The following is a 25687-nucleotide window of genomic DNA, read 5'->3' on the forward strand; positions in this document are numbered from 1 at the left end:
ATCAAACTAGCCACATAGACACCTGTTTTTTTGTTAGTATTCAAAAAAACCTATTGACACATTTTCAGATCAATTGTTTGTTGTTTGTCAGTAAATGTAAACAATTGTTTCAAAAGAAAGCACCTGAGGTTTAATGACTGATTATTTCCAAGGAAATTTCCCATTACAATCTGTCCCACTGACGAAGAGTGTGGTAAAGAGCCACGTCCAAACCGAAGAAGCTAGCGGAGTATTAGCTGCAACGATCGCTGCTGCGGCATCAGATCGCAAAGCAGGTGAGATTGTATTGCTCAAAGTAGTAGAGGTATCTTACCTGGCTGATTACTTTGTGATGATGACGGGCTATTCTAGGGTACAAGTAAGGGCGATCGCTCAAGCAATTGAAGGAAAAGTCGAAACTGAGTTGCAACGGCGTCCCTTAAGGACAGAAGGAAAAGCCGAGGGGAGTTGGGTACTACAAGACTACGGTGATGTGATCGTTCACATCATGACGCCCAAGGAACGGGAGTTTTATAATTTAGAAGCGTTCTGGATTCATGCAGAGCGTATTTCGCTTCCAGAATCTGATGAGGGTGAAGGTAAGCCAACATGATTAGGTCTTCGGTTTCAAATTGCCCAGTTCCTACAGACCAACAACCGCTCAATGAATACGAAGAGTTAAAAACTTCCTGGCTATTTCGTGATAGCACTCTAGATTGGCGCGAGTATATCACGAAAATTGTTTGGATTTGGGGTTTATCTTGGCTCTTAGCAGGGCCTATAGCTGCGGCAAGTTTTCCTCCTCACAAGTATATTGCACATTTTATCCTCTGTGGTGGAGCCGGAGCGAGTGTCGGGGTAGTACTAGCACTGGTAAGGTTATACTTAGGCTGGTTCTACGTGTGCGATCGCCTTTGCAGTCCCACAGTATTTTATGAAGAGTCAGGCTGGTATGACGGTCAAACTTGGACGAAGCCACAGGAACTCCTGAATCGCGATCGCTTAATTGTTGCATACGAAATCAAACCCATTCTGCGGCGGTTACAATTTACCTTTGCTGCCTTGGCGGGAATGTACGTTACTGGTACTATAGTTTGGCATTTGTTTTAAAGAGTCATTTGTCATTAGTCATTGGTCATTAGTCATTAGCTAAGGACTAATGACCAATGACTAATGACCAATTAATTAAAAAAGGTAATAAATATTAACCCATGACAATGGGAAAACGAACTCAAGCCACAGCACTGGAAGTCCGGCTGCTGCGGGAAGGTATTATTGAATCCAGGCATATAGTCCAAGCTGTTGTATGCGACGAACGAGGACGGGTTCTAACCGTTGCCGGAAATTCTGAAACTGCTGCTTTTATCCGTTCAGCCCTCAAACCATTTCAGGCACTCGCAGTCACCACCACAGGTACACTGGAACGCTATGACCTCAGCGATCGCGACTTAGCAATTATCACGAGTTCCCACAAAGGAACAATAGAGCAAGTCCGACAAGTATTTAACATCCTTTGGCGGGCTGATCTTGACCCAACTGTACTCCAATGTCCAATTCCTGAAGGCAAGCGGAGTCCTCTGGAATACAATTGCTCTGGAAAACATGCAGGGATGTTAGCCGTTTGTCAGCAACGTCATTGGCCCTTGAATAACTACTTGGAACGCAAGCACCCAATACAGCAATTAATTTTGGGCAAAGTAGCAGAGTTGCTGCGAATGCCAGCTGAGGAGTTTATCAGCGCTCATGATGATTGTGGCGCACCAACTTATCTGATGCAACTCGGTCATATGGCATCTTTGTATGCGCTGTTAGCCTCTAGCACCAACTTGGATCTGGAGCGCATTGTCCGTGCTATGACTCATCACCCCGCTATGGTAGCAGGAGATGGAGAATTTGATACCGAACTGATGCGTTTAGCTCCAGGAGAACTGGTGAGCAAAGCTGGTGCAGAAGGAGTGCAGTGTATCGGTAGACTCGGTGAAGGTATGGGATTGGCAATCAAAGTCATGGATGGGGCAAAACGGGCAAAACACGCCGTTGCTATTCACTTACTCCAGCAAATGGGTTGGATTAGTCCCAGTGCCGCACAAAGCCTCTCAGAAAAGTTTGTCACCTTGGGAAAATACAAGCGTTTAGAAGTAATTGGAGAATTATCATTTTTGTAGTTGCCAAACTTTTGACTATAGGTTATGCTATAAAAGTCAAGAGCGACGCGGGATAGAGCAGCCTGGTAGCTCGTCGGGCTCATAACCCGAAGGTCAGTGGTTCAAATCCACTTCCCGCCACCAAATGAAAGATAAAACAAAAACCCTACAATCAGTAAAGATTGAGGGTTTTGTTTTATTTTGATCTATTCTGGAAGAAATAGCCATCTAAAAGGCGCGGAGAATCATGGTTGTGAAGTTGCAGCGACCAATTTTAGTAGGAGGATTGGGACTGTCCTTTTCTCTGTGGATGTTGGACAGTTGGCACGATTCTATAGTGCAGGTGGGTGAGTTTGGTTTATTGAGTGCCTTAGCTGTAGGTGGAGGCTTGTGGTTATTCCAACAAAATCGCCCGAAAGACAGTTTAGAGCAGCTAGATGGTATGCTCGTGGATCGGGCGACTGTGGAAAGTGCGATCGCTAAAAGTGAAACTGTAATTAACCAACTGGCACAAGAAGCAGAAAACCATCCAGCATTAGAGACACTCAGAGAACAAGTTGCCCAATTGTTGTTGGAATTAGACAGGCAAAAAATTAAAGTGGCTGTGACTGGCGGAAAATCCGTGGGTAAAAGCACTTTAATTCAAGTATTAAAGCAAAATGTAGAGACACGAGATTTTGTGTCTTTAGAAGAGACAGCACCTTTGTTTAGAGAAGCGAGTCACAATTCAGATGCAGCTGTTTTAGCAGAAGTAGCAAAATCTGATTTTGTTCTATTCCTGACAAACGGTGATTTGACAGACTCAGAATTTCAAACCTTACAGCAGCTAAAAGCAGCAAATCAGCCCACAATGCTGGTTTTCAACAAACAAGACCAGTATTTAGCTGATGAAAGCGCCAGCATCTTGCTGTCATTAAAACAGCGAATGCAGGGAAATGTAGTTGCAACTGCTGCCTCTCCCATTGCCATCAAAGTCCGAAAGCATGAGGCTGATGGTTCTGTGCAAGAGTGGATGGAACAACCAGCACCGGATATCCAGCAGTTGACGCAGCAGTTGGATGAAGTTTTGGTACAGCAAGGACAACGGCTGGTTTGGGTAACTACCATGAGGAAAGCTGGGTTGTTGAAAGCTGAGGCGAAAAACTGGCTGAATGGAACTAGACGCGATCGCGCCACCCCAATTATTGAACAATATCAGTGGATAGCTGCTGCTGCTGCCTTTGCTAACCCAGTACCAGCCCTTGATATTCTGGCGACTGCGGCAATTAATGCTCAAATGGTAATGGATTTGGGTAATATCTATCAGCAGAAGTTTTCCCTGGAACAGGCACAAACCGTAGCTGGAACAATGGGAAGTTTGATGTTGAAATTGGGTTTAGTTGAACTTTCTACAAAGGCGATTAGTACTGTTCTGAAAAGTAATGCCGTTACCTTTGTTGCTGGTGGCGTAGTGCAGGGAGTAAGTGCAGCTTATCTAACTAGGGTGGCAGGGTTAAGTCTAGTTGAATATTTCCAACAGCAGGAAATAGCAATAGATTCTGGGACTAGTTTGAATTTAGAGAATTTGCGGCAAACGTTGCAAAAGGTGTTTGGGCAAAATCAGCAAATGGCTTTTCTGCAAGGGTTTGTTAAGCAAGGTATGAAGCGTTTGTTACCAGAGGTGCAGCAGGTTGAAGTTGTGGGATAGTTTCCTGCAAATTACCTAGCTCTGGCAATTAGAAATCGCAGCTATACACATGAACCCGATCTACAGAAGGGAGTTACAGAAATTCACTTTCTTTAAACCCTCGTAGGCTGGTTTTGTCTGTGTATCTGCGATTTCCAGTTGTTAGGTAGAATATACTATGGTTATAATGACTCTAAATGTTATTTTTCAGATAACTAGTTAGTATTACAATTAATAAGATTTACAAAAGAAAATATAAATGCTACCAAATTTTATTAAATTATTATCATGTCAATTATTAAAGTCTAAATTTTAGGATGAACAAAATAAATGTATATAACCCAATACGCTTGGGTTAGCGCCAAAACCTTAAACTGCGTAGGTTCGGTTGAGGAACGAAACCCAACATTTCCGGGGCTTTGTTGGGTTGCGCTTTGCTTAACCCAAGCGTATTGGTACATAACCTATCAAAATTTTGTAAATAATTTACCATCTATTACGCGGGGATTCACTTTTTGCTTTTTACTTGTTAAGCAGAAGATAACATTTGCGTGGTGCTACAGATAAAACTAAAATTTACCCAAGCCCATTTTAGGCTTGGGTGTATTTAAGAATTATCGTGAGAGTTGCGAGTTATCAAAAAATTGTGAATAAGGGTAGTTAGCTAAACAGCACCACTGTTTCTATTAAACACAATAGCTATAGTTTTGAAAATTAACTTTAAATCGTACACCAAACTCCAATTTTTTTGATACTGCAAATCCAGGCGAATTACATCTTCAAAACTACGGACTGTAGAACGCCCATTTACTTGCCATTCGCCAGTCATGCCGGGTTTTACATCGAAACGTTGCCACTCCGGTACTTCGTAGCGTTCCACTTCATCAGGTGTGGGTGGTCGAGTGCCTACTAAACTCATCTCTCCTTTGAGGACGTTCCAAAATTGGGGTAGTTCATCAAAACTCGTTCGCCGTAAAAAGCGCCCGATCTTAGTAATTCTGGGGTCATTCTCATTCTTGAAAAAAGCACCTTGCACTTGGTTTTTAACTTCGGATTTCTTCGCTTCCGCATCCACACACATCGAGCGGAATTTCCAAATCTTAAACCGCTTCCCCATCCAACCACAACGATTTTGACTAAAGAAAATTGGACCAGGATCATTAATTTGAATAGCGATCGCAATCGGAATAAACAAAACTCCTGTAATTAATAAACCAATTACTGACCCTACAATGTCTAATAACCGTTTCATCCAAGATGCCACAGAAGGGTGAGTAGTGGGTAACTGCTTTACTTTACGGGAAGTTGTCTTCCGATTATCTACTAAGTCTTCTTGTTCTATTAGCGACCCATCGTCCACAGACTCAAGGGGAAAAACTTGATTCAATCCGGTGAGTTTTAGGACTGCCATTACTTGAGGTGTTACATTCCGCAGTGTGAATATAATCTCTCTCGCCTGGGCGTATTTAAAATTACTGACCAGGGCACCTAAACCACTACTATCGATAAAAGTAGTTTGGTGAAAGTCAATGATGATTTGTTTAGGATGTGAATTCGGCTGGATTAAGCCTTGGCAGGTTTGCTTAAAGCCTAAAGCCTCCAGCACGCTTAACCGCGTCGGCATCTGCACTATAGCCGTGTCGTTTAGGGAATTAACTGGAAAATCGACCTCTGTCGGTTGGCTAGTCATGAAGCTCTGCACTTTCGTTGCCATGTATAATGTAATCTGCCAAACATTATTTTGTCCTAGAAAATTACTTAACCTAATATCGGAATCAGTAGTAATAAGGACTAATTGCTATTTACCGGGGCTGAGATTGGAGATCGCTAGCGACGATTCACAATAGAACAAGAAGCCAAAAAACATCCTTGCTGTTGTGCCGACGCAGCGCGATCGCCCTGCTCTGATCAAATGATTGCTAAAACTACGGTTACACCTACTGCACGCCTGATTGAGGTCTTTTCTGCCATTCAAGGAGAAGGACTGAATGTAGGGACACGTCAGATTTTTATTCGTTTTGCTTTGTGTGATTTGCGCTGTCACTTTTGTGATAGTGCCCAGACTTGGAATACACCTGCGACTTGTCGGATAGAGCGCTCGCCTGGATTGCGCGACTTTGAAATCCACTCTAACCCTGTCCCATTACCAATATTAATGGAATGGGTGGAACGACAAAATCTACCTTGTCTACACGATAGCATTAGCTTAACGGGAGGTGAACCACTTCTTCATGCCCCATTTTTAACGCAGTTTCTACCCCAAGTGAGAGCCATAACTGGTCTACCTATATACTTAGAAACTGGCGGACATCGCCCAGAACAACTAGCGATGATTCTCCCCTACTTAGACTCTGTTGGTATGGATTTCAAATTGCCCAGTGTTAGCGGGGAAAGTCATTGGGAAGAACATGCTAAATTTCTCCAATTATGTCATGACTCATATTTAAATGTTTTTGTCAAGATAATTGTGTCTCAAAACACAGATCCCGCCGAGTTAGAACGTTCAGCTTTGCTGGTGGCAGAGGTTAATCCAGATATCTCAGTATTTTTACAACCTGTTACGCCTTTGGCAGTATCTGAACAATTTTCCCCAATACCTGTGCTTGCGCCTTCGAGCGATCAAGTTTTGACATGGCAAGCTTTAATGAAGCGGTTTATCAAGCATGTGCGTGTGATCCCCCAGACGCATAAAATGCTGAACCAGCTGTAAAATTTGAGTTTTACAAAGATGTAGTCAAGAAAAAAGTAAGATTTTATGAAATCGTCATTAGGCTGCTGCTAATCTGGGAGGCAGCAGCCCCCTCAGTAGGCATTCCCAGTCGGAGACTGGGAACGAGGAAAAGGTTTCATGTCAAAGTCTGAAGGGATTTGTGCTACCAAAAAAAGTACCAGAATCAACGGCAAAGGCTGGACTAATTAATACTTTTTGGTTTGGGTATGTTCTAGTTAAAGCGGCGTTTCAAGTCTGTTTAAAACTAATTTAGGTATTTTGTGGGGTGGGCAATACCCACCCAACCTAATTTCTGGTTTTTACAGTGAGTCCTCATCTGTCGTTTTGGATTTAGCTTTTGCCTTATTGGCACTGCGTTTGAGGGCAGAGAGCCTTGCTTCGTATTTCGACCGTTGGCGCTTACTAGGAGTGTTGTCAATCAGGGTTTTCAAGGCGCTACCGAGACTCTTGTAGGCATTGGGGAGGCTATAACCAAAACGAGTTGCCAAAGCGATCGCTTTCTCATCAGCATTGAGCAATTCTTTTAGTTGCTTTTCCCCACTATTCTTTTGGTACAGTCGCCAGCCTGACACGCCACATAGCGACAAAGCTAACACCAGTAGCAATCCATCTTGTACCCACAATTCGCCTACAGCACCACCTAAACCGATGGCTAGTGCTGCCATTTCCCAACCATCTTTAGGAATTGTGTCATTTTGAACGCGGGCAACTTCATGCCAGAACAGCAGATTACGCTGGTCCATTGCGAGGGCGTCCCATTTCACCAAATCAATTTGAATTTCTACCTGGTCTTTACCAATTTCTTCGCAGCGAACTAGGGGTGGATTGACGTCAGTTGTGCCTTCAACCGTGACCCAGCTCTGTAATTCTGGCGGTAGTAAGCCTTTCAACCGCCGAAGTTCACTCATTTCCGCTTTGGCAGAGGAGGTTGCATAGGATGTCATAATATCCAGCCCCAGAAAATTTCAGTATATAGTGAGGGTATCACTTTGGAGTATAGCGATTTAAGTGATGATCCGTCTCACTCGCTCTTAAAACTTCCTCGCTTTTTTCGCGCTTCCATTGCTTTTTCCAGTAAATCTAGCAATCCTGGGGCTTCTTCTTGGATACTGAGTAACAATCTTTCCCCAAGCTCTATATTCCCTGGATCAATACCTGTTGCCATCACTTCTTTTAGACGAGGTATGGCTATGCCATCCACAATCTGAATTAACCCACTCAGACAACGGTGAAATTGCCTTTCTGTAAGAATCGAGTCTTCTAAGGGGAACTCAATAATGGCACGGATTTCGCCATCGGATGGGTCATACTCCCATTGCAACATTTTGGTTTCCCAGGAAATGGCAAGCATTGTCTGTAGGATAGCTCCCTTGTGGGGATGGTCTTGACTTATTGCCAGAACTTGAGGGGCAAATACCCGAAAAAATTTTCCCTCTTCATCCAGTTGGACAACTATTAGGAAATCTTCTAGGTTATCAGCCTCCACACCTGTTATTATTCGGTCTTCTTGATCATCAAAACGGTAGTCCCAACCAAGGTTGTCTAAATAGTTGGCAATCTGTTTGAGGTTAGCTCCGATAAAAGCCTCATAAGGAACGCGGAGCAGCTGTTACCAGCCTAGTTTAACCTGCTAATGACAGTTGTTTGGGTTGGTGTACATACTTCTCATGACATAGAAGTATGCAATTAGGGCATTGGGCATTGGAGATAGGAAAAATAGATGATCATCCGGCGTTGTGAATGATATTTTCTGAAAGACTCTTGCTCATTATAAAAGAAGCGCACTTCAGATTGTTGTTTCGCTAGGTTGTCAATGTATTATTGAAATGGAAATGTTTATCTGTGATGCGCCTTGACCAGTAACCTTGTAATTCATATTTTAATGGTTCTGGCTTCCCTATCCCTGCAAAAGGATCTCTTTGTATATCTCTAACCAGTTGCAATATTTTTTTAATTATTTTTTTTGTCTTCTGTTGCCCACTGACCTAATTCTTCAAAAGCTTCTGGTTCAAAGACAACTTTTTTCATACTCATCTAAATCGACATAAATAAAGTTTCCTTTTTGTACATTCTCCAAAGCTTTGAGCAGATGTTTTTTATTAGTATCTGATTTCAAAAGATAAGTAGTTTCATCTTCTTCATCTGATTGTTCAACTAGCACAATAACTTCTACGACTGTTCCTTCTGGTAGTTCTGTTGCTGACAGTTCAATCTTGCCATCTTTTCCAACAACAGCTTTTTGTTTAATTCCACTAAGCATAATTCCTATTTACTCCCATCTTTACCACCCTATTGTAACTGTGTTTGACTGAGATGAGATTTGAGCGATCGCTCATCTGCGGTTCGTTCAATCCTCTGGAGGATGCCAACCCGCAAGTACCCAATAACTGCGAACTTCCAGCGCATCTGCGTCATCACTCAAATGTAGAACTGCAACAGTTGCTCTACCAGTTGGTGTTTTACCAACAATCCGCAGACCATCTTCAGTCCAGCCAAAATGCTCAAGCCAGACTTGGGTACGAGGGTTAAATAGCTTTACAATTTCGCTTGTCTGTGGATCTAATCCTATAGTTTTATCACTTTTGTAGCGATTACACAGGGGACAAGCTAGCCACAAGTTTGATTCATCATTAGTACCATCTTTAGATATGGGAATAATATGTTCAATTTCCAAACGTGCCATCACTAAACGCTGAGGACTCAAGCAATAACCACAGCGGTTTCTAGCAGCAGTGCGGACACGACGTTCTATTTCAACAGAAATGTAAAAGCGAGCCATTGTTATTAATTGAGGGCGGGTTTCAAGCCGCGTTCAACAGCTACTTTCAAAGCTCTTGCTTTACTTACCAAGCCACGTCGGTAGACCTGCATGAGTTCATCTAGTTGACGAACTTCTACATCATTCAGCTGTCCCTCTTGGTGACGAGCTAACAATTCACTGAAAACTTCTTGTTGCTGACTTTCCATCTGTATATCGCACATAGCTAAAACCTGATCATCCGGTAAAGACTCCATAGGTAGTTCGGTAATAGCGCGGTCAATGCATTCTAGTAATACATCTTCAAGTCGCCGATGTGTGAAAGCAGCGATTTCCTTTGCTCTTTGTGCCAGGGTTTCAGGGAGTTGAAGGGTGATAATTTCAGCCATTTTCTACCAGCTTGCCTTTTATTAATGATTGTATCTGCGATCGCACTGCATCTTCTGGTTAAAAAGAGCGATCGCTATTAGAGAGAATAGAACTCAAATTGGGAATACTGAGTAGAGCGCAGGTATTTGCTGTGCAGAATCGAAGCGACTGGCTACCACACATCACACTGTTGAAATTTTAGCAACTAGGAGAAAATTATGAGTTTACCAGTGACAGCAACCTTTATGCTTGCTGATTGGATTGCCAAAGGAATTGCAGATGGAACTTTTGAACGAGTTGGGGGTGTAATTAGAGATGTAAACACAAAACAAATCGTTAGTTGGTTACGGGAGCAGGGAGCAAATAATTCTACTGGAAAACAGTTAGAGGAACTTGGGCGAAATCTGCAAGTCACTCAAGGAATTTTGCAGGTAACTAGTGCAGTCAGTATACTTAACCTGGGTGTCTCAGTTATAGGCTTTGTTGTAATAGCACAACGGCTTAAGGAATTAGAAAAACGCTTACAACAAGCACAAATACTGTTAAATAAGATTAACCGAAAAATCGACCTTAGTTTCTATGCCAATTTTCGTGCTGCAATCGAATTAGCAACTAATGCCTTTACGATGACCAAAACTGAAAATCGTAGAAGCAGCGCCCTACAAGCTATTAACCGCTTTTTAGAAGCAGAGCATATTTATACAGAATACACCGATATCGAAATTGAGCAAAAAAGCCAAATTGCTGATGAATATCTGCTGACTTTATCTTTAGCCTACCTAGCTGAAGCACGTTGTTATTTAGAATTAGAAGAACACGATACAGCACTTCGCCGCTTTCAAGAAGGGTCAATAGTTATTCGTTCTCGTATTCAGAGATATGTTAAGCTTCTGCTAACTTCTAACCCAGCAGCATACTTACATCCTCAGTTCAGAGGTCAGATTAATTTGCGTAGATTAACCAGAATTTACCAATGGCTCGACCCAACTTTGGATGAAAATGCAGTCTTCGATATGCAACGGATGAATCTATTCATGTTGGCTCAAGACCCTAATAATTGGATAGAATCGATACCAGCCGCAATTTGGGATTCCAAGATAGATTGGGTAGGAAAAGCAATTTGGGATGATCCTAAACCGCAGATTTACGCACGTCTTCCTAAAACTTTGGAAGTAGTGGAATCAATGATTGAAACCGATCGCCGCTTTGAATCTTACCAAACAGAAGTACAAGCAATATCCCAATTAGGAGTCAGCTTTCATGACTGGCTTAAATTAACTCCAACGACAGAAATTAAACCAGATGGCGCAGGATTGATATATATCATTCCATCTAAACCTTTAGATTTACAACTTTCCATCTGAATTAAGTTCTCTTGATTGGCGGTTCGTTAAAAAGAGTGATCGCTATTAGACACAATAGAACTCAAATTGGAAATACTAAGTAAAGCGGGAATATTTGTTGCCTAGATGTAAAGTTGCTTATCACCAAATATCCGGCGACGGAAGTTTTATTAACTAGGAGAAAATTATGAGTTTACCACTTCAAATTACCTTTGCACTTGCACCACATATCGCTAAAGGTTTAGCGAAGGGAATATATGTACTATGTGGCAGTGTAATCCGAGATACTGCAACAAATAATGTCCTTGGATTTTTAAGAGGAACAACCTCAACGCCTGCAAGTTCGCCTAATAACGTTCTAAACCTGATTATTTCTGGTGCAAATTTGCTAACTTCAGGAGCAAATATAGCTGTGTCAGCTAAGGGATTTAGCAATGTTAACCAGCGATTAGATAAGGGATTTGATGATGTTAACCAACAACTAGATAATATTGAAAATCAAATCCAAGCAATTGGAAAACCTATGCAAATCAGTTCACAACTTTTGCAGATAACTACTGCTGCTAGTATACTTAATCTTGGGGTATCTGTGATGGGTTTTGCTGTTATATCGCAGCGTCTCAATGAGATAGAAAACCAATTAAAACAAGTAGCAGAATTGTTAAATAAAATTAATCACAAAATTGACCTCAGTTTCTATGCTAACTTTCATGCTGGAATAGAATTAGCAATTAATGCCTTTACAATGACTAGAATTGAGAACCGGAGAAGCAGTGCCTTACAAGCCATCAGTCGCTTCTTAGAGGCAGAACATATTTACAAAGATTACACAATTAATGAACTTTCCCAAAAAAGCCCAATTATTGACAAATATATACTTACATTATCTCTAGCCTATATTGCAGAAGCACGTTGTCATTTAGAACTAGAAGAACATGAAACAGCACTTCGTCGTTTTCAAGAAGGGGCAAAATTTATCAGGTTGCTGCTTAATAAATATATTGAACTCATGCTTACTTCTAATCCAGCAGCATACTTACATCCTCAGTTTAAAGACCAGATTAATTTGCATAAACTAACCCAAATTTACCAATGGATTGACCCGAATTTTGATGAAAATAGAGTTTTTGAGATGCAACGCGAGAATATGTTTAAACTGTCTCAAAGTCATGATGAATGGCTGTCTTCTCTTCCATCTGCAATTGTAGATCGTAGTGAAATTGAATGGAGCATATTTGGACGAAATCCTACTCCATTCACAGGAAGATTTGAAAAAGAAGCTTACAAACGTCTTCCCCAAGTATTTGAAGTAATGCAATCTATGATTGAAACCAATCGTCGTTTTGAAGCATATCAAACAGAAGTACAAGCAATATCCCAATTAGGAATCAGCTTTCATGACTGGCTTAAATTAACTCCATCTACAGAAATTAAACCAGACGGCGCAGAATTGATGTACATCATTACATCCAAACCTTTGGATTTACAATTACCTAATTAAAAAAGAATATACTTCTTCTAAAGTGAATTTTCTCTGCATTCATCAGTGTTTCCCAGTGATTAATTATCAACCGGAATCATGCCACGATTCCTCTACACCTTGGCGAATTGCATTATCCATATCCTCAATAGTTTTAGGTTTTCCTGGATATTTTAAGCAACCTGCTACATCATCTAATTTAGTTACGGATAAAAAATTACTAGGCTTTAATAAATCACCTACTTCTGGAATTGCTTCTGTTTTAATTCCAATTTTTTTCATATTCCTCTAGATTTCTATATGTGGGAATAGATTGGTTAGTAACCACAGAATAAAGAACATCTGGGTCTAAATCTGCGCCATTATCCCAGTGGATTGTTCCCCATTCACTATTAATTTTAACAGTTTTAAAATAGTTGAAATCTTTTAAAAGTGCAAAAATTCCTGTAAATTCGATTAACTGGTTAACATCAACAATACCTTCTTTTCCGTCTTCAAACTTCAAATAGAGTTGATAGTTATCGTCAGGAATAACTTCTATAATGTCTTTAAGCATAATTCACTCTAATGGTTGAATTTTTTCTAAAGGATTATTTTCTTTTGTCATTTGCCAGTTTTCTCTAAGTTCTGATTTATGCATAGCTGCCCATTCAATTACTAAACCAAAGACAAAAAAGGCGAACTTTTTGGGTTCGCCTTTATCATATGCTGTTGCTCAATCCAAACCTAAATCTAAATCTTCGCTTCTTCTCTCACCAACTTATCCCAACCCAAATCTTTCAAATTATTATTCCGACGCAACGGACGAGTCACCAACTCTAACAAGTCACGCGCATTCGTAAAGCCGTGAATTTGAGCAAAAGTGAACTCCACAGACCATTTTGTATTAATACCGCGTGCTTCCAACGGGTTAGCGTGAGCCATACCAGTAATTACCAAATCTGGTTTCAACTCATAAATTCGCTGAAGTTGATTGTAATTATCCGGCTTCTCCACAATCCTTGGCAGGGGTGAATTCATTTCCTGGCAAGTTTTCTCCAACAGTGCCAACTCAGCAGCTTGATAGCGCTTATCCATGTAGGGAATGCCGATTTCGTGAACAGTCATCCCACAACGGATTAAAAATCGTGCTTGGGAAACTTCCAGCAAGTTATCACCCATGAAGAATACAGATTTACCGCGAATCAGTTTCACGTAATCTTCCAAGCCTGCCCAAATTTGAGCTTCCCGTTCATCCAAACCCTTGGGAGTAATACCGAACACCGAGCAGATTTTCTCAATCCAAGCGCGGGTGCCATCAGGGCCAATGGGGAAGGGTGCGCCAATTAGTTTACACTTGCGGCGGCGCATTAAGGTGGTAGCTGTGCGGCTGAGGAAGGGGTTGACACCAGCGACATAATACCCTTCTTCCAGTACTGGCAATTCTGTGAAGCGCTTCGCGGGTAGCCAGCCGGAAACTTTGATGCCTTGTTTCTTCAGTTCCAAGGTTAACTGAGTAACCACGGGGTCGGGAAGGGAGCCAAAGAGAACTAGTGGTGGATGAACTACGTACTCAGATTCATCTTGGGCGACATCTTCTTTCTTTTTACCAAAGTTTAGCAATTTAGCGATCGCATTACGTTCATTTTTTTCTGTTTCCGCCACAGGAGCCTTATCAGGACAACGGTTAGCCATAGCTGCTAATACGGTGTCTTCCCCTTGAGTGAAGGCGTAATCTAGACCATTTGCACGCGCTACAACGATGGGAATACCGATTTCGGATTCTAGTTTCGGTGCCAAACCTTCCAAATCTGTTTTGATAATTTCGGTGGTGCAAGTGCCAATCCAGACAATTACACTAGGATTGCGATCGCGTTTAATCTGCAAGCACAACCGCTTTAACTCTTCATAATCATTCAGCTGTGCCGAAATATCCCCCTCTTCCAACTCTGCCATTGCATAGCGGGGTTCAGCAAAAATCATCACCCCCATCGCGTTTTGCAGGAAGTAGCCACAAGTTTTTGTCCCAATCACCAAAAAGAAGCTATCTTCAATTTTTTGATATAACCACGCCACGCAGCTAATTGGGCAAAAGGTATGGTAATTCCCAGTTTCACATTCAAAGCTTAAAGCTTCCGGTTGTTGAGCGACAGTCATTTTGGTTTTTTCTCCCCTTGATATTTAATGGCAGGTCAACCAATTTTAGATTTTAGATTGACAATTTTGGATTGAAGACTGGGACAACAAAAGTATCCTATGTCTGACGACAATTTCCCTAATTCCTAATCCAAAACCCCAAATCTAAAACTTAAAATTGCGAGGAACGGCAATAATTAAGCGTTGGGGAAGAGACGGGCAATTTCTGATTCATCAAAAACGCCTGCTGGCAGTTCTTCCCCTAAAAAATCGTTACTTTCTTCAGCCTTTTGCAAAGCTGTTTGATCACCCCAGACATCTGATAGCACGTCTTTAAACGCATTCTCATCTAATGGACTATCCTCAAGCGCCTGGTCGTCATCCAGCTTTACATCGATTGCATCTGTTGCATCGAAGGCAATTTCCCCAAACTCATCTGCTTCTAGACTAGAGATTTGGAGAGACTCATCTTTTGACTGGTGTTCGTTGGCTAAGGAAATATCGCCAAAGGCATTTTCGGTTTCCTCCAACTCGCTAATCCTCAGGCTTTGATCATCAGAATCCACGATTGCGAACTCATCAACTACCGTCACCAACCCAAAGCCATTTGTATGAGAATGTGTCAATGTTTCATCTTCAGGCTTTTCGTCAATGACAACTGCTGAATCATCTCCGTATTTTTCCGGTTCTGGGTTGATGGCAAAGCGATTACCGAGAGCGAAATCTGGGTCAAAATGCAAATCCAGCACCTCAATCAGCGTATCGGCGTCAGGATTAAGTTTGGCAAAGGGCAACATTAACTGCGCTAGCTTTGGCTCTAGGGCATTAACTACTCCCAGGATGAGGTAAGAAGGTGGTCGCTTCCCGCCATCAGGGGTGTACACTGATTCCACTTGCATGTGCAGGGTAATCCAGTCCCGATTGTTCTGGAAAAATTGCAACCACTTTTGCTTTAATGAATCCGTAAAGCTGTGAAAGAAAGCCATGTTATTGTCCCCATCCTGAAAACTTGGTGATTTATACAATCATCAAGTCTAGTTCTTCTTCTGAATTAGGAACCTGGGGTTTACCCGGATTTAAATAAAAATCGGACAACAAAGAGAACAATTCCCGATCTGGTGTGTCGTTAGGGACAACACCTTCGGGACGCGCCAGAATTTGGTCAGCGATGTTGAGATAGTAGTCGCAAACGTAGTCTAGGGAAGGATCTTGCTCTGCCATTTCAAACAAAGTCTTACCTTTTACACGGGAAACACGGATATCTTCAATTAAAGGTAAAACTTCTAGAACTGGCATTGGCACTGCTTCTATATATTTTTCAATTAAGTCGCGCTTGGAGGTGCGATTGCCAATTAACCCAGCTAGACGAAGTGGGTGAGTTCGGGCTTTTTCGCGGACTGAAGCAGCAATGCGATTAGCCGCAAACAAAGCATCAAAGCCGTTGTCTGTAACAATCAGGCAGTAATCTGCATAGTTGAGTGGTGCAGCAAAACCACCGCAAACTACATCACCCAGAACATCGAAAAGAATTATATCGTATTCATCAAAGGCGTTGAGTTCTTTAAGTAATTTTACGGTTTCACCGACTACGTAGCCGCCGCATCCAGCACCCGCAGGTGGTCCACCAGCTTCTACGCAATCAACACCGCCATAGCCTTTGTAAATCACATCTTCCGGCCAGACATCTTCGTAGTGATAGTCCTTTTCTTGGAGGGTGTCGATAATTGTGGGAATCAAAAACCCAGTCAGGGTGAAGGTGCTGTCATGTTTGGGGTCGCAGCCAATTTGCAGCACTTTCTTGCCACGTTTAGCTAGGGCGACGGATATATTACAGCTAGTCGTGGATTTACCGATACCACCTTTTCCGTAGACTGCTAGTTTCACTGTTGTTTCCCTCTTATAGCTTCTTGTCAAACTTGTTGCTCAAACATTTGCCTTCACCTGTACTGAGATGGCGATGCGTGAGGTCTGTTGATGTCATTATTGGGCAAATTACATAGAAAAGAAAGTGGCTCTTAATCTGTAAAACGGTCTAATATCATGAATGAAAACTTAATTAGGTGTATTTGGGGTTTTACCAACGTTAAAGACTTTAATAACTCTAAAAACAGTAAATAAAAACTTTTTATTAATTATTTTTATAAAAATAGTTACAAAATAAAAAAAGCTATAATTAGCTTCTTTGAATGGTTTTTATAGAATTAGCTGATGTTCCTACAACCTGTTTTCAGGGTATTGCGGCGCAGGGTCAAGGGTAAAGAGAGGTATATGCAGCCGGATGCTGGAAATACTACTGCAATTTGCGATCGCAGATAAATTGCCAGTTTTCAGTCGGTAGCAAAGACCCTTTAATTGCTGCTTGAAAGTAAGTTAGTGTGGTTTTGTAAAATATTATTAATTTGCAAAATATAGCGCTTCTGGGTTGAGTTAAAGACAGACCTAACCCCCAACCCCTTCCTTACAAGGGAAGGGGAGTAAGATTCAAAGATACTGTTGACGAAAGTGTTACAAATCGATATACAAAAGTGTTACAAACAAAAGCCGCAACCACAGATTGAAGGTTTGAGCTTATATAATACTTAAAAATACAAAGTGTATTGCAATTCTCAGCAGTATCAGATAATACATTTTATACTGTAGCAGCTTTGCCTAAATGCTTGTATTTGGTCAGTTTAGATGATGTTGCAAATTGGAAGCATGGAGTAAAAATTGTAACTTATAGTACCAGTATTGTTCAGGTTTTGCCGGACTTGATAACGTGCAACCCAAGCACCCGATACAGCAAGCGATTACTTCGTTGTGCCTAATTACATAAATTATTTTTAAAAAATAAATATTCTTTACCAATATTTGCGGATGACGATGATGTTATAAGGCAAATAACATACAGTTTTAGATAATACTTTTACTGTCATAATAAATTTTTTTAAATGTAAAATATGAATAATTTTTTGAATAAAATTTTGGGCGTTTTCTTAATATCCTGGGGAATAGTAATGGCTACAGGCTCGTTTGCTTCTGCACAAGAAAGTCAATCCTGTACTTTTAAATTTGAGGGGGACACATATTATGGCACTATAAACGATGATTTCTGCGAACAACCTCCTTTAATGTGGCGTACTGCTTATAAACACGCTCCTGATGGTTATTTTAAGTATGTCTTCATAGCTAGAGATGCGGGTATGAAGCAAGATTGGGATACAGCTATCATTAATGCAAAAATAGCTTTGGATTTGATTCCAAATGATAGCAACGCAAAAACAATATTAATCGCAGCTATTAATTCTAAAAAAATCCAACAGGGTCAAGCTAAATTCACCTTTAATAATAAAAATATCAGCCTAGTAAAATTATGGAATATACTCACAGGTTTTCACCTTTCTTGTGTAGAAGGTTGTGAAAGCCAAAAAGATTAAACTTATAAAAATGTAAAATAATGTATGTTATTTTATTGAAAAATAACGGTATAAGTATTAGTTTGTTATCTCTTTTTCAGAGCTTGCCAGCATTTGTCCAATTTCATATAAACATCTTATAGTCTTCAATTTTACTTGCCAACCGTACAGCTAAAAACGGATTTGCATCCGTCAAAGTGTAATATACTCTCTCCCTTCTTTTTCCGAACTTAAATAGGAGTTAATATTGTTACCGCTTTTATTTGTATTCATATAATTTTTATTTGGTAAAAATTTATTTACTCTCTAGCGAACCTACATGTAACGGTAGTCAAGCAACAATTACAGTCAAGGTGACTGAAGATAGAAAATTATTTGATAAAAAGGGAAATGTTATTCCTAGCTAAACAGATTTTAAAACTAGAATAGTACGTTACAATTTCCAATTTGTATAGAATAAATGGAAGATAGAATCCAGTCAAAATTTTACTGATTAAATTTATTTATTATGCAAAAAATTAAAAACAAATCTTACCTCCTCCGTTTGATGGGAATTGCTTTTGAACCTTGGCATTGGCGTTATATAGGTTCAGCAAATGCAGCAACGGTATTTGCTAATGCCAGAAATAGATGACTTTCCGTCTTAGGTTCTGTTCTGGGGCCACTTAATGGTTTAAAAACAGCCACTTTATCCTTTAAGGGGTAAAAGTGAGCTTCTATCCTAAAAGAGAGAGGAATGGAAGTGAGGTTAAAATCTTTTGGCTGTGGGGTTTAAGGCAATCAGGACACCTCAGTTTCAAGTTCCTGGATTTCTTGTAATGTTTGCCAGCCAGCTTGCCACTGAGAGTTATCTTGTAATAATTTGGCATTTATCCAGAAACGGACTTTCGGATCACAAGCCGCAACCATTTCGGCGTAAACCCATTTAGCCTGATTTTTTCGGTTGACGACTTGGAAGTGGCGCCAGCCATCAACTTTTTGCTGTGCCGTCCACTTAGAACCTACTAGGTAAGGAAATTTTTGTTTTTTTGTCATTACTCAATTGTCTCTCCTCTGCTTCCCCAGTCCCCAGCTAAGATGTCACCAAATCACCATTACGGGTAAACTTCTGACAATGCAACTCACTATCTTGCTGGACACATAGCGAAAACCATCTGATATGGCTCCAGCAGGTGTTGATGTTGTTGGTAATTTTGCGCTTCTTCTTGGAAAGCCGTTGTCTTACAACTTCATTAGGGCAAAGAATTTCTAACGTGCCGGTACCATCTTCGTAATTGACGATGCGAAATAGACAGTCTTGCAACATAGCACGGCTGCTGCTGTCGAAGAACCGCTTAAAGCGATGTAGCTTTTCCCCTTCAGTCATTTGGCTGATGGGTTTTATTTTCAAGAAATCCTCATCCTCAAAGTCAAAGTCATCATCTTCAAAGTCATAGGGGTCAATCATTTTCAGCATCAACTAGGCGACCTGGAATTATGGTAACTCTGTGTGGGGGCAGGAGAAGAATGGTGGAGGCAAGGTTGAAGAATTTTAATAGGTGATGCTTGGTGTATGCATTTAGATTTATACTTATGAAGGATTAATTTTGTTTATTACCATGTCTATATAAATATTGTTAATACAGTTACCCATACATTCTAAGAAAAAAAATAGTAAGCTTTAGCTTTCGGGGGTAAGCTGTTTTCAATGCGATTAAGTGTAGTTGACCTTATAAAATATCTACTTGACCATTTCACATCTTTTAAATATAACTTTACCTGTTCCAAATCTCTTTCTTGGGAATAATTTTGTTTAATAAGCGTCTCTAAAATGTCATCAATATTAATCGAAAAAGCTTTGAGCGTTTCTTTGATGGCTGCTTGTGAATTCATTGTACTTATCTTATTTTTTTCATCTGCTTTCTATAAAAAACTTATCAATTGTCAGTTAGCGAGAGCATACAGCTTTCAAAATATTCTCACCAATAGTGCCAGGAACAAATTGATCGAGAGGCCCATTATCTCCATCGTTTCTACTAAAAATGACTTGGCCATTGCTGTTATAAGAAATTAATTGTCTCATGCGATAAGTATGATTACGGCAGTCTGTAGACTCAAAGATTATTCTGCGAGTAACTCCGGTTTCATCAGGTTGTACTCTTTCTATCATTTTCCAATACCACGCTATGGTTCCTCGTTTTTCATAGGACTCGTTATCAATAAAAATGCGATTACCCGACGATGATTCACTAACTAAAACCCAATCAGCAGCCAATACAGTCGAAGGAAATGCTATTAAAGAAGCAATTGCTAATCCTAGAATTCGTTTCATAAAACTGATATCTTAATTAAAATTTGTGCATGGTTCAAATCTGATTTTTGCATGCAAGAGTATAACTACTTTTTAGCAGTTTTATCAGATACCATATTTTATTTGTCTATTACCTATAACTGGTTCAGTAATTCTGCTCAAACTTAATCTGGTAACACCCTTTAAGTAAAAACTAATTTATAAAGCAAGTATGAATTTCCTATAATCGCTTTTTACAATTTTCAATCGCTTGCTCAGGGGTTGTTCGCGTAGAGCTATAATTTGAGGCAAAGGATTCCAAACTGGAAGCATGACAACAGTAGCAATATTGCCAATCTTTGATGCTGATGGTGAAAAAACTTATCGCGCCATTGCAGGGGATAAGCACTCTGTTGGCAAAACTGCGGGGCAAGCCCTAGATGCGTTAACTACTCAGTTGGGTGAAACGGAGTTCAGCGCACTGCTTGTCATTCAAAATTTTAGCCCTGACCCGTTTTTTAGCGCTAAACAACAAAAACGGTTATCGGAATTGATGAGTTTATGGCGGTTGGCACGAGATCAGGGGCAAGCATTACCACCAGCGCAACAAGCAGAGTTAGATACTTTGGTTGAGACTGAATTAAGAGCAGCAGCAGCCCGAACAGCTGCATTGATACAGCAAAAGAGTTTGTGAATCGGTATTACGCTGCGATCGCACAACGAGCCAACCATCGTTGTGAGTACTGCCAAGCCCCTGAACTAATCTTTAATTTTCCATTTGAGGTTGAGCATATCATCCCGCTCTCTCGGCAAGGTGAAAATCAGGAAGCAAATTTAGCCCTTGCGTGTCGCTCGTGTAATCTCCGTAAAGGAACTCGTATTAGTGGCATTATGCCTGCTTCCAACACTGAAGTTACTTTTTTTCATCCCAGACAGGATAAGTGGAGTGAGCATTTTCAGGTTGATACTCAATCTGGCAAGATTATAGGCATTACTTCCTCTGGAAAAGTCACTATCGAATATTTGGAGATAACAGTACTTCTCAAGTGGCAGCCCGACAATTATGGATTCGCTTGAGTTTGTTTCCGTAGTCGTACAGCACAACAATAAATAGGAAAATCGGAACTAGGGGAAAATACCACTTTTACAAGATGTGAACACCGATCTAGGCGATCGCTCTCCTCTTCTTACAATATCTATTGAGAACAGAAAGAAATTTTATTTACTTGATGTCTTGGTGGTAGCCCGTCTTCAAAAGTTCAGATAGGTCCGAACCGCCGCTTCGACAAGCTACTAAGCCTCTACGTTCCTCAAAAATCCTATGCAACCTACTAATCCTGACCAATTTACAGAAAAAGCCTGGGAAGCGATCGCCCATACCCCTGATATTGTTAAACAATATCAACAACAGCAGATAGAAAGTGAACATCTGATGAAAGCACTGCTAGAACAAGATGGTCTAGCAACTGGGATTCTCACAAAGGCGGGTATTAATCTTCAAAAACTGCGCGATCGCACTGAACAATTTTTCCAACGTCAGCCAAAAGTATCCGGTACCAGCAGTTCTGTCTACTTGGGACGCAGCTTGGATACACTTCTAGATCGAGCAGACGGATATCGCAAAGAGTTTCAAGATGAATATATTTCAATTGAACACTTATTGCTGGCTTACGCTAAAGATGACCGCTTTGGCAAAGGTTTATTTCAAGAATTCGGTTTAGACGAAAGCAAACTAAAAGATATTATTAAACAAATTCGGGGGAGCCAAAAAGTGACCGACCAAAATCCAGAAGGCAAATACGAAGCACTGGAAAAATACGGGCGTGACCTCACAGAAGCCGCCCATAAAGGTCAACTCGATCCAGTGATTGGGCGAGATGATGAGATTCGTCGCACCATCCAAATTTTATCACGCCGCACCAAGAATAACCCCGTGTTAATTGGTGAACCAGGTGTTGGTAAAACTGCGATCGCCGAAGGATTAGCACAGCGCATTATTGCAGGTGATGTACCTCAATCCCTCAAAGACCGCAAGCTAATCGCTTTAGATATGGGTGCTTTGATTGCAGGGGCAAAATTTCGGGGTGAATTTGAAGAACGTCTGAAAGCAGTATTAAAAGAAGTTACCGAATCTGGCGGTAAGATTGTTTTATTTATTGATGAAATTCACACCGTTGTCGGTGCCGGTGCAACCCAAGGCGCGATGGATGCGGGTAACTTGTTAAAACCGATGTTGGCGCGGGGCGAATTGCGCTGTATTGGGGCGACAACGTTGGATGAATACCGCAAATATATCGAAAAAGATGCGGCACTGGAAAGACGTTTCCAGCAAGTTTATGTAGATCAGCCTAGTGTGGAAGATAGTATTTCGATTTTGCGCGGGTTGAGAGAACGTTATGAAAACCACCACGGGGTAAAGATTTCTGATAGTGCTTTAGTTGCAGCAGCGATATTATCGAGTCGATATATTAGCGATCGCTTCTTACCAGATAAAGCAATTGACTTGGTAGACGAAGCGGCCGCTAGACTGAAAATGGAGATTACCTCCAAACCTGAAGAACTCGACGAAATTGATCGCAAGATTCTGCAATTGGAAATGGAGAAGCTTTCGCTGCAAAAAGAGAGTGATGCAGCTTCTCGTGAACGTCTAGAAAGACTGGAAAAAGAAATTGCCGATCTCAAGGAAGAACAAAGAACACTCAATACTCAATGGCAATCTGAAAAAGATATTATTGACAAAATTCAGTCCGTTAAAAAAGAGATTGAACAGGCTAACTTAGAGATTCAGCAAGCAGAACGCGACTACGATCTTAATCGCGCCGCGGAGTTGAAATACGGCACTTTAACCAGTTTGCATCGTCAATTGGAAGCAGTAGAAGCTGAATTGGCAAGCACTCAAAGAAGTGGTAAATCACTATTACGGGAAGAAGTCACAGAAGGTGATATTGCTGAAATTATTTCTAAATGGACAGGGATTCCGATTAGCAAGTTGGTGGAATCTGAGAAAGAGAAACTGCTGCATTTAGAAGATGAACTGCACCACCGCGTGATTGGACAAGAAGAAGCAGTCACAGCGGTAGCCGATGCAATTCAGCGATCGCGCGCTGGATTGGCTGATCCTAATCGTCCTATCGCTAGCTTTATTTTCCTTGGGCCGACGGGTGTGGGTAAAACTGAATTGGCGAAAGCACTGGCGGCTTATATGTTCGATAGCGAAGATGCGCTGGTGCGAATCGATATGTCTGAGTATATGGAGAAACACGCCGTCTCCAGGCTGATTGGTGCGCCTCCAGGATACGTGGGTTACGAAGAAGGCGGACAACTTACAGAAGCGATTCGTCGCCGTCCTTACTCAGTGATTCTCTTCGACGAAATCGAGAAAGCACACCCCGATGTATTCAATATATTCCTGCAAATTCTTGATGATGGCCGCGTCACTGATGCCCAAGGTCATAAGGTGGACTTCAAAAACGCTATTATCATCATGACCAGCAACATCGGTTCACAGTATATTCTCGATGTCGCCGGAGATAACGCCCACTACGACGAAATGCGCCGTCGAGTCATGGAGGCGATGCGAAATAGCTTCCGTCCAGAGTTCCTGAACCGAGTTGACGAAATCATCATCTTCCACGGTTTAGATAAGAAGGAATTGCGGCAAATTGTGCTGTTGCAAGTTGAGAGATTGCGGAAAAGACTTAGCGATCGCAAAATATCTCTCAAACTCTCGGATATTGCACTTGACTTTTTAGCAGAAGTAGGGTATGACCCAGTATATGGGGCGCGTCCACTGAAACGGGCGATTCAGCGAGAGTTAGAAACTCAAATTGCTAAATACATCTTGCGCGGCGAATTCAACGACGGCGACACTATTTTTGTAGATGTGCAAAATGAAAGGTTATCGTTTAGCCGTTTACCAGTCGAGGTGTTTGGGACTTCCAAGAAATAAATTATCCATCTTGTGGGGTGGGCAGCGTTCGACTGAGCGCTCACGCCGAAGTCCTGCCCGCCCTGGATATGGGACGGGTGAGGACACCCATCCCACAATAAAATTTGGGATGTTTTTTTATTTGTCAGTCCCTTTAAGTAAGTGGGCAAGAATAAATTTAACCATGTTACGCAATTTAAATCTAATTAAATTGGTTCCTAGTAGGGGCTTGGTCCTTACTACAAACCTTTAATTATTCACGTCCACTTACTTACCAGCTAATTAAAGATCAATACGCTTGATTCTTACACATAACTTGTCGCATTTTACGCATATTCGTAGGTAATTCAAAGTTCATGGCTTGTTGAATAAAAATTGAAGGTATGGGGATATTAGGCGTAGCTTGCACACTGTAAGCTAGTAGAGTACCATTACCACAATCTTCTAGCTCCAACTTGGCTGTAAAGTCCAGAAAAGTTCCTTTCTCCATACGGAATTGGATTTGTTGACCTAGTACTTCCACGACGTTGAGATAAATTTCAACTTGAGCCGTGAAAAAGACAAAGGCTTTTTGTGCTACTTGATACAGATGTTTGGTATCGCCTTTATGCAAAACTTCGCTTTTGATGATGTCAGGAAAATATTGTACCCAACAAGGGTAATCAGTTAGTTGCTGCCAGACTTGCGATCGCACCATCGGCAAATACATCCAGGCTGTCACAGCGCCACCCCACGTCTTGTGCGATCGCGTTTCTACCAAAATTTCACCCTCTACGAGCAACCTTTGCTTGTCTTGATTCCAAGCCATATCTGATCCTGCAATAATTGAGTCTGATATATAAGACGCAGACATAATGATTTAAGTTACTCCTCAACTCATCCACCTAAATGAAGCTGAAACTACAAGTCATAAAACTTGATTTAGATCCAACCCACTAAATTTTAGTTCCAGTCTAATACTTATTTTGGAAAGGTGGCTTTTTGGTAATTATTTCAGACAGTTTACGATCAAACCTGTATTTCTTAACACAATTAACACAATCAATACTTAAGTGAGTTTTCTCAAAGCAATATTTGTAGATGAAAAACTGCGTTGTTAACAGCTAGAATTGCACAAACACTACCTAATATCAAGCACCTTAGCCCAACGTTTGGATATCATTTCTCGATTTTTATGTGTTATTTATGATGAAACTGTAACTTCATCGTAACTTCATATTTTATTGTCAATATCAAATGTAATGTCTGTTGAGTTGAGAGGAAAAGTAGGTGAGTCAATCTTCTTTAAATCGTAGATTAATCCAGATTTTTGGTATCCTTCTCGGCATTAGCGTCGCCGTCTGGGTACTGAGAGGCTTTGGTATTCTCACTTTTATTCCAGGTGGAATTATTTGCGTATTGCTACTTGGGGCGATCGCAATAGCCATTATCAGTTATGTCCAAAGGAGATGGTGGCGTTTTTAATCTGATTTATTTTGAGGATAGCTGGGACAATCTCGGAAATTTCCCC

The 25687-nt window shown here is 41.0% G+C and carries 30 protein-coding genes and 1 tRNA gene; 14 read left to right on the top strand and 17 right to left on the bottom strand.

What is annotated here, in order from left to right; all coding sequences use genetic code 11:
• Window positions 1-133: 133 nt before the first annotated feature.
• From rsfS to V7K36_RS04920, 5 genes are all read left to right on the top strand, one after another.
• Entirely contained in the window at window positions 134-592 is a 459-nt protein-coding gene (gene rsfS, locus V7K36_RS04900) for a ribosome silencing factor (RefSeq protein ID WP_335113656.1), read from the top strand.
• A complete protein-coding gene (locus V7K36_RS04905; protein WP_335113658.1) occupies window positions 589-1089 on the top strand; it encodes a CGLD27 family protein in 501 nt (166 codons plus the stop codon). Before rsfS ends, V7K36_RS04905 begins: the two co-directional genes overlap by 4 nt.
• A 101-nt stretch (window positions 1090-1190) precedes the next feature.
• Window positions 1191-2144 (top strand): asparaginase, encoded by a 954-nt coding sequence (locus tag V7K36_RS04910; protein WP_334942906.1) that lies wholly within the window; start codon window positions 1191-1193, stop codon window positions 2142-2144.
• A gap of 46 nt (window positions 2145-2190) precedes the next feature.
• A tRNA-Met gene (locus V7K36_RS04915) sits at window positions 2191-2267 on the top strand.
• A 103-nt stretch (window positions 2268-2370) separates the two neighbouring features.
• Entirely contained in the window at window positions 2371-3810 is a 1440-nt protein-coding gene (locus V7K36_RS04920) for a YcjF family protein (RefSeq protein WP_335113660.1), read from the top strand.
• Window positions 3811-4453: 643 nt separating this feature from the next.
• Here the strand turns inward: V7K36_RS04920 and V7K36_RS04925 are convergent.
• Window positions 4454-5503, bottom strand: coding sequence for a sugar transferase (locus V7K36_RS04925; RefSeq protein WP_335113662.1), 1050 nt, complete (start codon window positions 5501-5503; stop codon window positions 4454-4456).
• A 198-nt stretch (window positions 5504-5701) separates the two neighbouring features.
• Between V7K36_RS04925 and V7K36_RS04930 the strand changes: the two genes are divergently transcribed.
• A complete protein-coding gene (locus V7K36_RS04930) occupies window positions 5702-6499 on the top strand; it encodes a 7-carboxy-7-deazaguanine synthase QueE (protein ID WP_334942903.1) in 798 nt (265 codons plus the stop codon).
• 320 nt (window positions 6500-6819) lie between these two features.
• Here V7K36_RS04930 and V7K36_RS04935 read toward each other — a convergent pair whose 3' ends face one another.
• From V7K36_RS04935 to V7K36_RS04960, 6 genes are all read right to left on the bottom strand, one after another.
• On the bottom strand, window positions 6820-7464 hold the full coding sequence (locus V7K36_RS04935) for a DUF3318 domain-containing protein (protein ID WP_334825458.1): 645 nt from the start codon (window positions 7462-7464) through the stop codon (window positions 6820-6822).
• Between the two features lie 77 nt (window positions 7465-7541).
• Complete coding sequence (locus tag V7K36_RS04940; RefSeq protein ID WP_335113812.1) at window positions 7542-8099, bottom strand: hypothetical protein; 558 nt, start codon at window positions 8097-8099, stop codon at window positions 7542-7544.
• 223 nt (window positions 8100-8322) lie between these two features.
• Window positions 8323-8463 (bottom strand): Txe/YoeB family addiction module toxin, encoded by a 141-nt coding sequence (locus tag V7K36_RS04945; RefSeq protein WP_335113664.1) that lies wholly within the window; start codon window positions 8461-8463, stop codon window positions 8323-8325.
• 65 nt (window positions 8464-8528) lie between these two features.
• On the bottom strand, window positions 8529-8780 hold the full coding sequence (locus tag V7K36_RS04950) for a hypothetical protein (protein ID WP_335113666.1): 252 nt from the start codon (window positions 8778-8780) through the stop codon (window positions 8529-8531).
• An 87-nt stretch (window positions 8781-8867) separates the two neighbouring features.
• Complete coding sequence (locus V7K36_RS04955) at window positions 8868-9299, bottom strand: HNH endonuclease (RefSeq protein ID WP_335113668.1); 432 nt, start codon at window positions 9297-9299, stop codon at window positions 8868-8870.
• Window positions 9300-9304: 5 nt separating this feature from the next.
• Window positions 9305-9667 carry a hypothetical protein gene (locus tag V7K36_RS04960; protein ID WP_335113670.1) on the bottom strand — a complete coding sequence of 121 codons (363 nt, stop codon included), beginning with the start codon at window positions 9665-9667 and terminating at the stop codon, window positions 9305-9307.
• A gap of 198 nt (window positions 9668-9865) precedes the next feature.
• On the opposite strand from V7K36_RS04960, the gene V7K36_RS04965 reads away from it, so the two are divergent.
• The gene (locus V7K36_RS04965) at window positions 9866-11011 is read left to right on the top strand and encodes a hypothetical protein (RefSeq protein ID WP_335113672.1); all 1146 of its coding nucleotides are present in this window, start codon (window positions 9866-9868) and stop codon (window positions 11009-11011) included.
• Between the two features lie 166 nt (window positions 11012-11177).
• On the top strand, window positions 11178-12491 hold the full coding sequence (locus tag V7K36_RS04970) for a hypothetical protein (protein WP_335113674.1): 1314 nt from the start codon (window positions 11178-11180) through the stop codon (window positions 12489-12491).
• A 66-nt stretch (window positions 12492-12557) separates the two neighbouring features.
• Here the strand turns inward: V7K36_RS04970 and V7K36_RS04975 are convergent, their stop codons facing one another.
• The 5 genes from V7K36_RS04975 to bchL all read right to left on the bottom strand — a co-directional run bounded on the left by V7K36_RS04975 (window position 12558) and on the right by bchL (window position 16469).
• On the bottom strand, window positions 12558-12752 hold the full coding sequence (locus tag V7K36_RS04975; RefSeq protein WP_335113676.1) for a hypothetical protein: 195 nt from the start codon (window positions 12750-12752) through the stop codon (window positions 12558-12560).
• A complete protein-coding gene (locus V7K36_RS04980; protein WP_335113678.1) occupies window positions 12733-13026 on the bottom strand; it encodes a DUF2442 domain-containing protein in 294 nt (97 codons plus the stop codon). Before V7K36_RS04980 ends, V7K36_RS04975 begins: the two co-directional genes overlap by 20 nt.
• Before the next feature lie 176 nt (window positions 13027-13202).
• Window positions 13203-14606 (bottom strand): ferredoxin:protochlorophyllide reductase (ATP-dependent) subunit N, encoded by a 1404-nt coding sequence (locus V7K36_RS04985; RefSeq protein WP_335113680.1) that lies wholly within the window; start codon window positions 14604-14606, stop codon window positions 13203-13205.
• A gap of 176 nt (window positions 14607-14782) precedes the next feature.
• The gene (locus V7K36_RS04990; RefSeq protein WP_335113682.1) at window positions 14783-15571 is read right to left on the bottom strand and encodes a DUF5331 domain-containing protein; all 789 of its coding nucleotides are present in this window, start codon (window positions 15569-15571) and stop codon (window positions 14783-14785) included.
• 31 nt (window positions 15572-15602) lie between these two features.
• Window positions 15603-16469 carry a ferredoxin:protochlorophyllide reductase (ATP-dependent) iron-sulfur ATP-binding protein gene (gene bchL / locus V7K36_RS04995; protein ID WP_196528135.1) on the bottom strand — a complete coding sequence of 289 codons (867 nt, stop codon included), beginning with the start codon at window positions 16467-16469 and terminating at the stop codon, window positions 15603-15605.
• A 1055-nt stretch (window positions 16470-17524) separates the two neighbouring features.
• On the opposite strand from bchL, the gene V7K36_RS05000 reads away from it, so the two are divergent.
• Both V7K36_RS05000 and V7K36_RS05005 read left to right on the top strand, forming a co-directional pair.
• Window positions 17525-18001 carry a hypothetical protein gene (locus V7K36_RS05000; protein ID WP_335113684.1) on the top strand — a complete coding sequence of 159 codons (477 nt, stop codon included), beginning with the start codon at window positions 17525-17527 and terminating at the stop codon, window positions 17999-18001.
• Between the two features lie 487 nt (window positions 18002-18488).
• Complete coding sequence (locus V7K36_RS05005; RefSeq protein WP_335113686.1) at window positions 18489-18614, top strand: hypothetical protein; 126 nt, start codon at window positions 18489-18491, stop codon at window positions 18612-18614.
• Window positions 18615-18760: 146 nt separating this feature from the next.
• On the opposite strand, the gene V7K36_RS05010 is transcribed toward V7K36_RS05005, so the two are convergent.
• The 4 genes from V7K36_RS05010 to V7K36_RS05025 all read right to left on the bottom strand — a co-directional run bounded on the left by V7K36_RS05010 (window position 18761) and on the right by V7K36_RS05025 (window position 20291).
• Window positions 18761-19015 carry a TIGR02450 family Trp-rich protein gene (locus V7K36_RS05010; RefSeq protein WP_292759785.1) on the bottom strand — a complete coding sequence of 85 codons (255 nt, stop codon included), beginning with the start codon at window positions 19013-19015 and terminating at the stop codon, window positions 18761-18763.
• Between the two features lie 37 nt (window positions 19016-19052).
• Window positions 19053-19436: a hypothetical protein gene (locus tag V7K36_RS05015; protein ID WP_335113688.1), complete on the bottom strand. Its 384-nt coding sequence runs from the start codon at window positions 19434-19436 to the stop codon at window positions 19053-19055.
• 182 nt (window positions 19437-19618) lie between these two features.
• The gene (locus V7K36_RS05020; RefSeq protein WP_335113690.1) at window positions 19619-19852 is read right to left on the bottom strand and encodes a hypothetical protein; all 234 of its coding nucleotides are present in this window, start codon (window positions 19850-19852) and stop codon (window positions 19619-19621) included.
• 55 nt (window positions 19853-19907) lie between these two features.
• Window positions 19908-20291: a surface-adhesin E family protein gene (locus tag V7K36_RS05025; protein ID WP_335113692.1), complete on the bottom strand. Its 384-nt coding sequence runs from the start codon at window positions 20289-20291 to the stop codon at window positions 19908-19910.
• A 289-nt stretch (window positions 20292-20580) separates the two neighbouring features.
• Here V7K36_RS05025 and V7K36_RS05030 point away from each other — a divergent pair, with 289 nt between their 5' ends.
• From V7K36_RS05030 to clpB, 3 genes are all read left to right on the top strand, one after another.
• Complete coding sequence (locus V7K36_RS05030) at window positions 20581-20943, top strand: hypothetical protein (protein WP_335113694.1); 363 nt, start codon at window positions 20581-20583, stop codon at window positions 20941-20943.
• Entirely contained in the window at window positions 20940-21326 is a 387-nt protein-coding gene (locus V7K36_RS05035; RefSeq protein WP_335113696.1) for an HNH endonuclease, read from the top strand. Before V7K36_RS05030 ends, V7K36_RS05035 begins: the two co-directional genes overlap by 4 nt.
• Window positions 21327-21570: 244 nt before the next feature.
• Window positions 21571-24198, top strand: a complete 2628-nt coding sequence (gene clpB, locus V7K36_RS05040; RefSeq protein WP_335113698.1) for an ATP-dependent chaperone ClpB — start codon at window positions 21571-21573, stop codon at window positions 24196-24198.
• A 268-nt stretch (window positions 24199-24466) separates the two neighbouring features.
• On the opposite strand, the gene V7K36_RS05045 is transcribed toward clpB, so the two are convergent.
• Window positions 24467-25030 (bottom strand): SRPBCC family protein, encoded by a 564-nt coding sequence (locus V7K36_RS05045; protein WP_335113700.1) that lies wholly within the window; start codon window positions 25028-25030, stop codon window positions 24467-24469.
• A gap of 416 nt (window positions 25031-25446) precedes the next feature.
• Here V7K36_RS05045 and V7K36_RS05050 point away from each other — a divergent pair, with 416 nt between their 5' ends.
• Complete coding sequence (locus V7K36_RS05050; protein ID WP_335113702.1) at window positions 25447-25641, top strand: hypothetical protein; 195 nt, start codon at window positions 25447-25449, stop codon at window positions 25639-25641.
• Window positions 25642-25687: the final 46 nt, after the last annotated feature.

Source organism: Nostoc sp., assembly GCF_036919555.1.
Taxonomy (GTDB): domain Bacteria; phylum Cyanobacteriota; class Cyanobacteriia; order Cyanobacteriales; family Nostocaceae; genus Nostoc.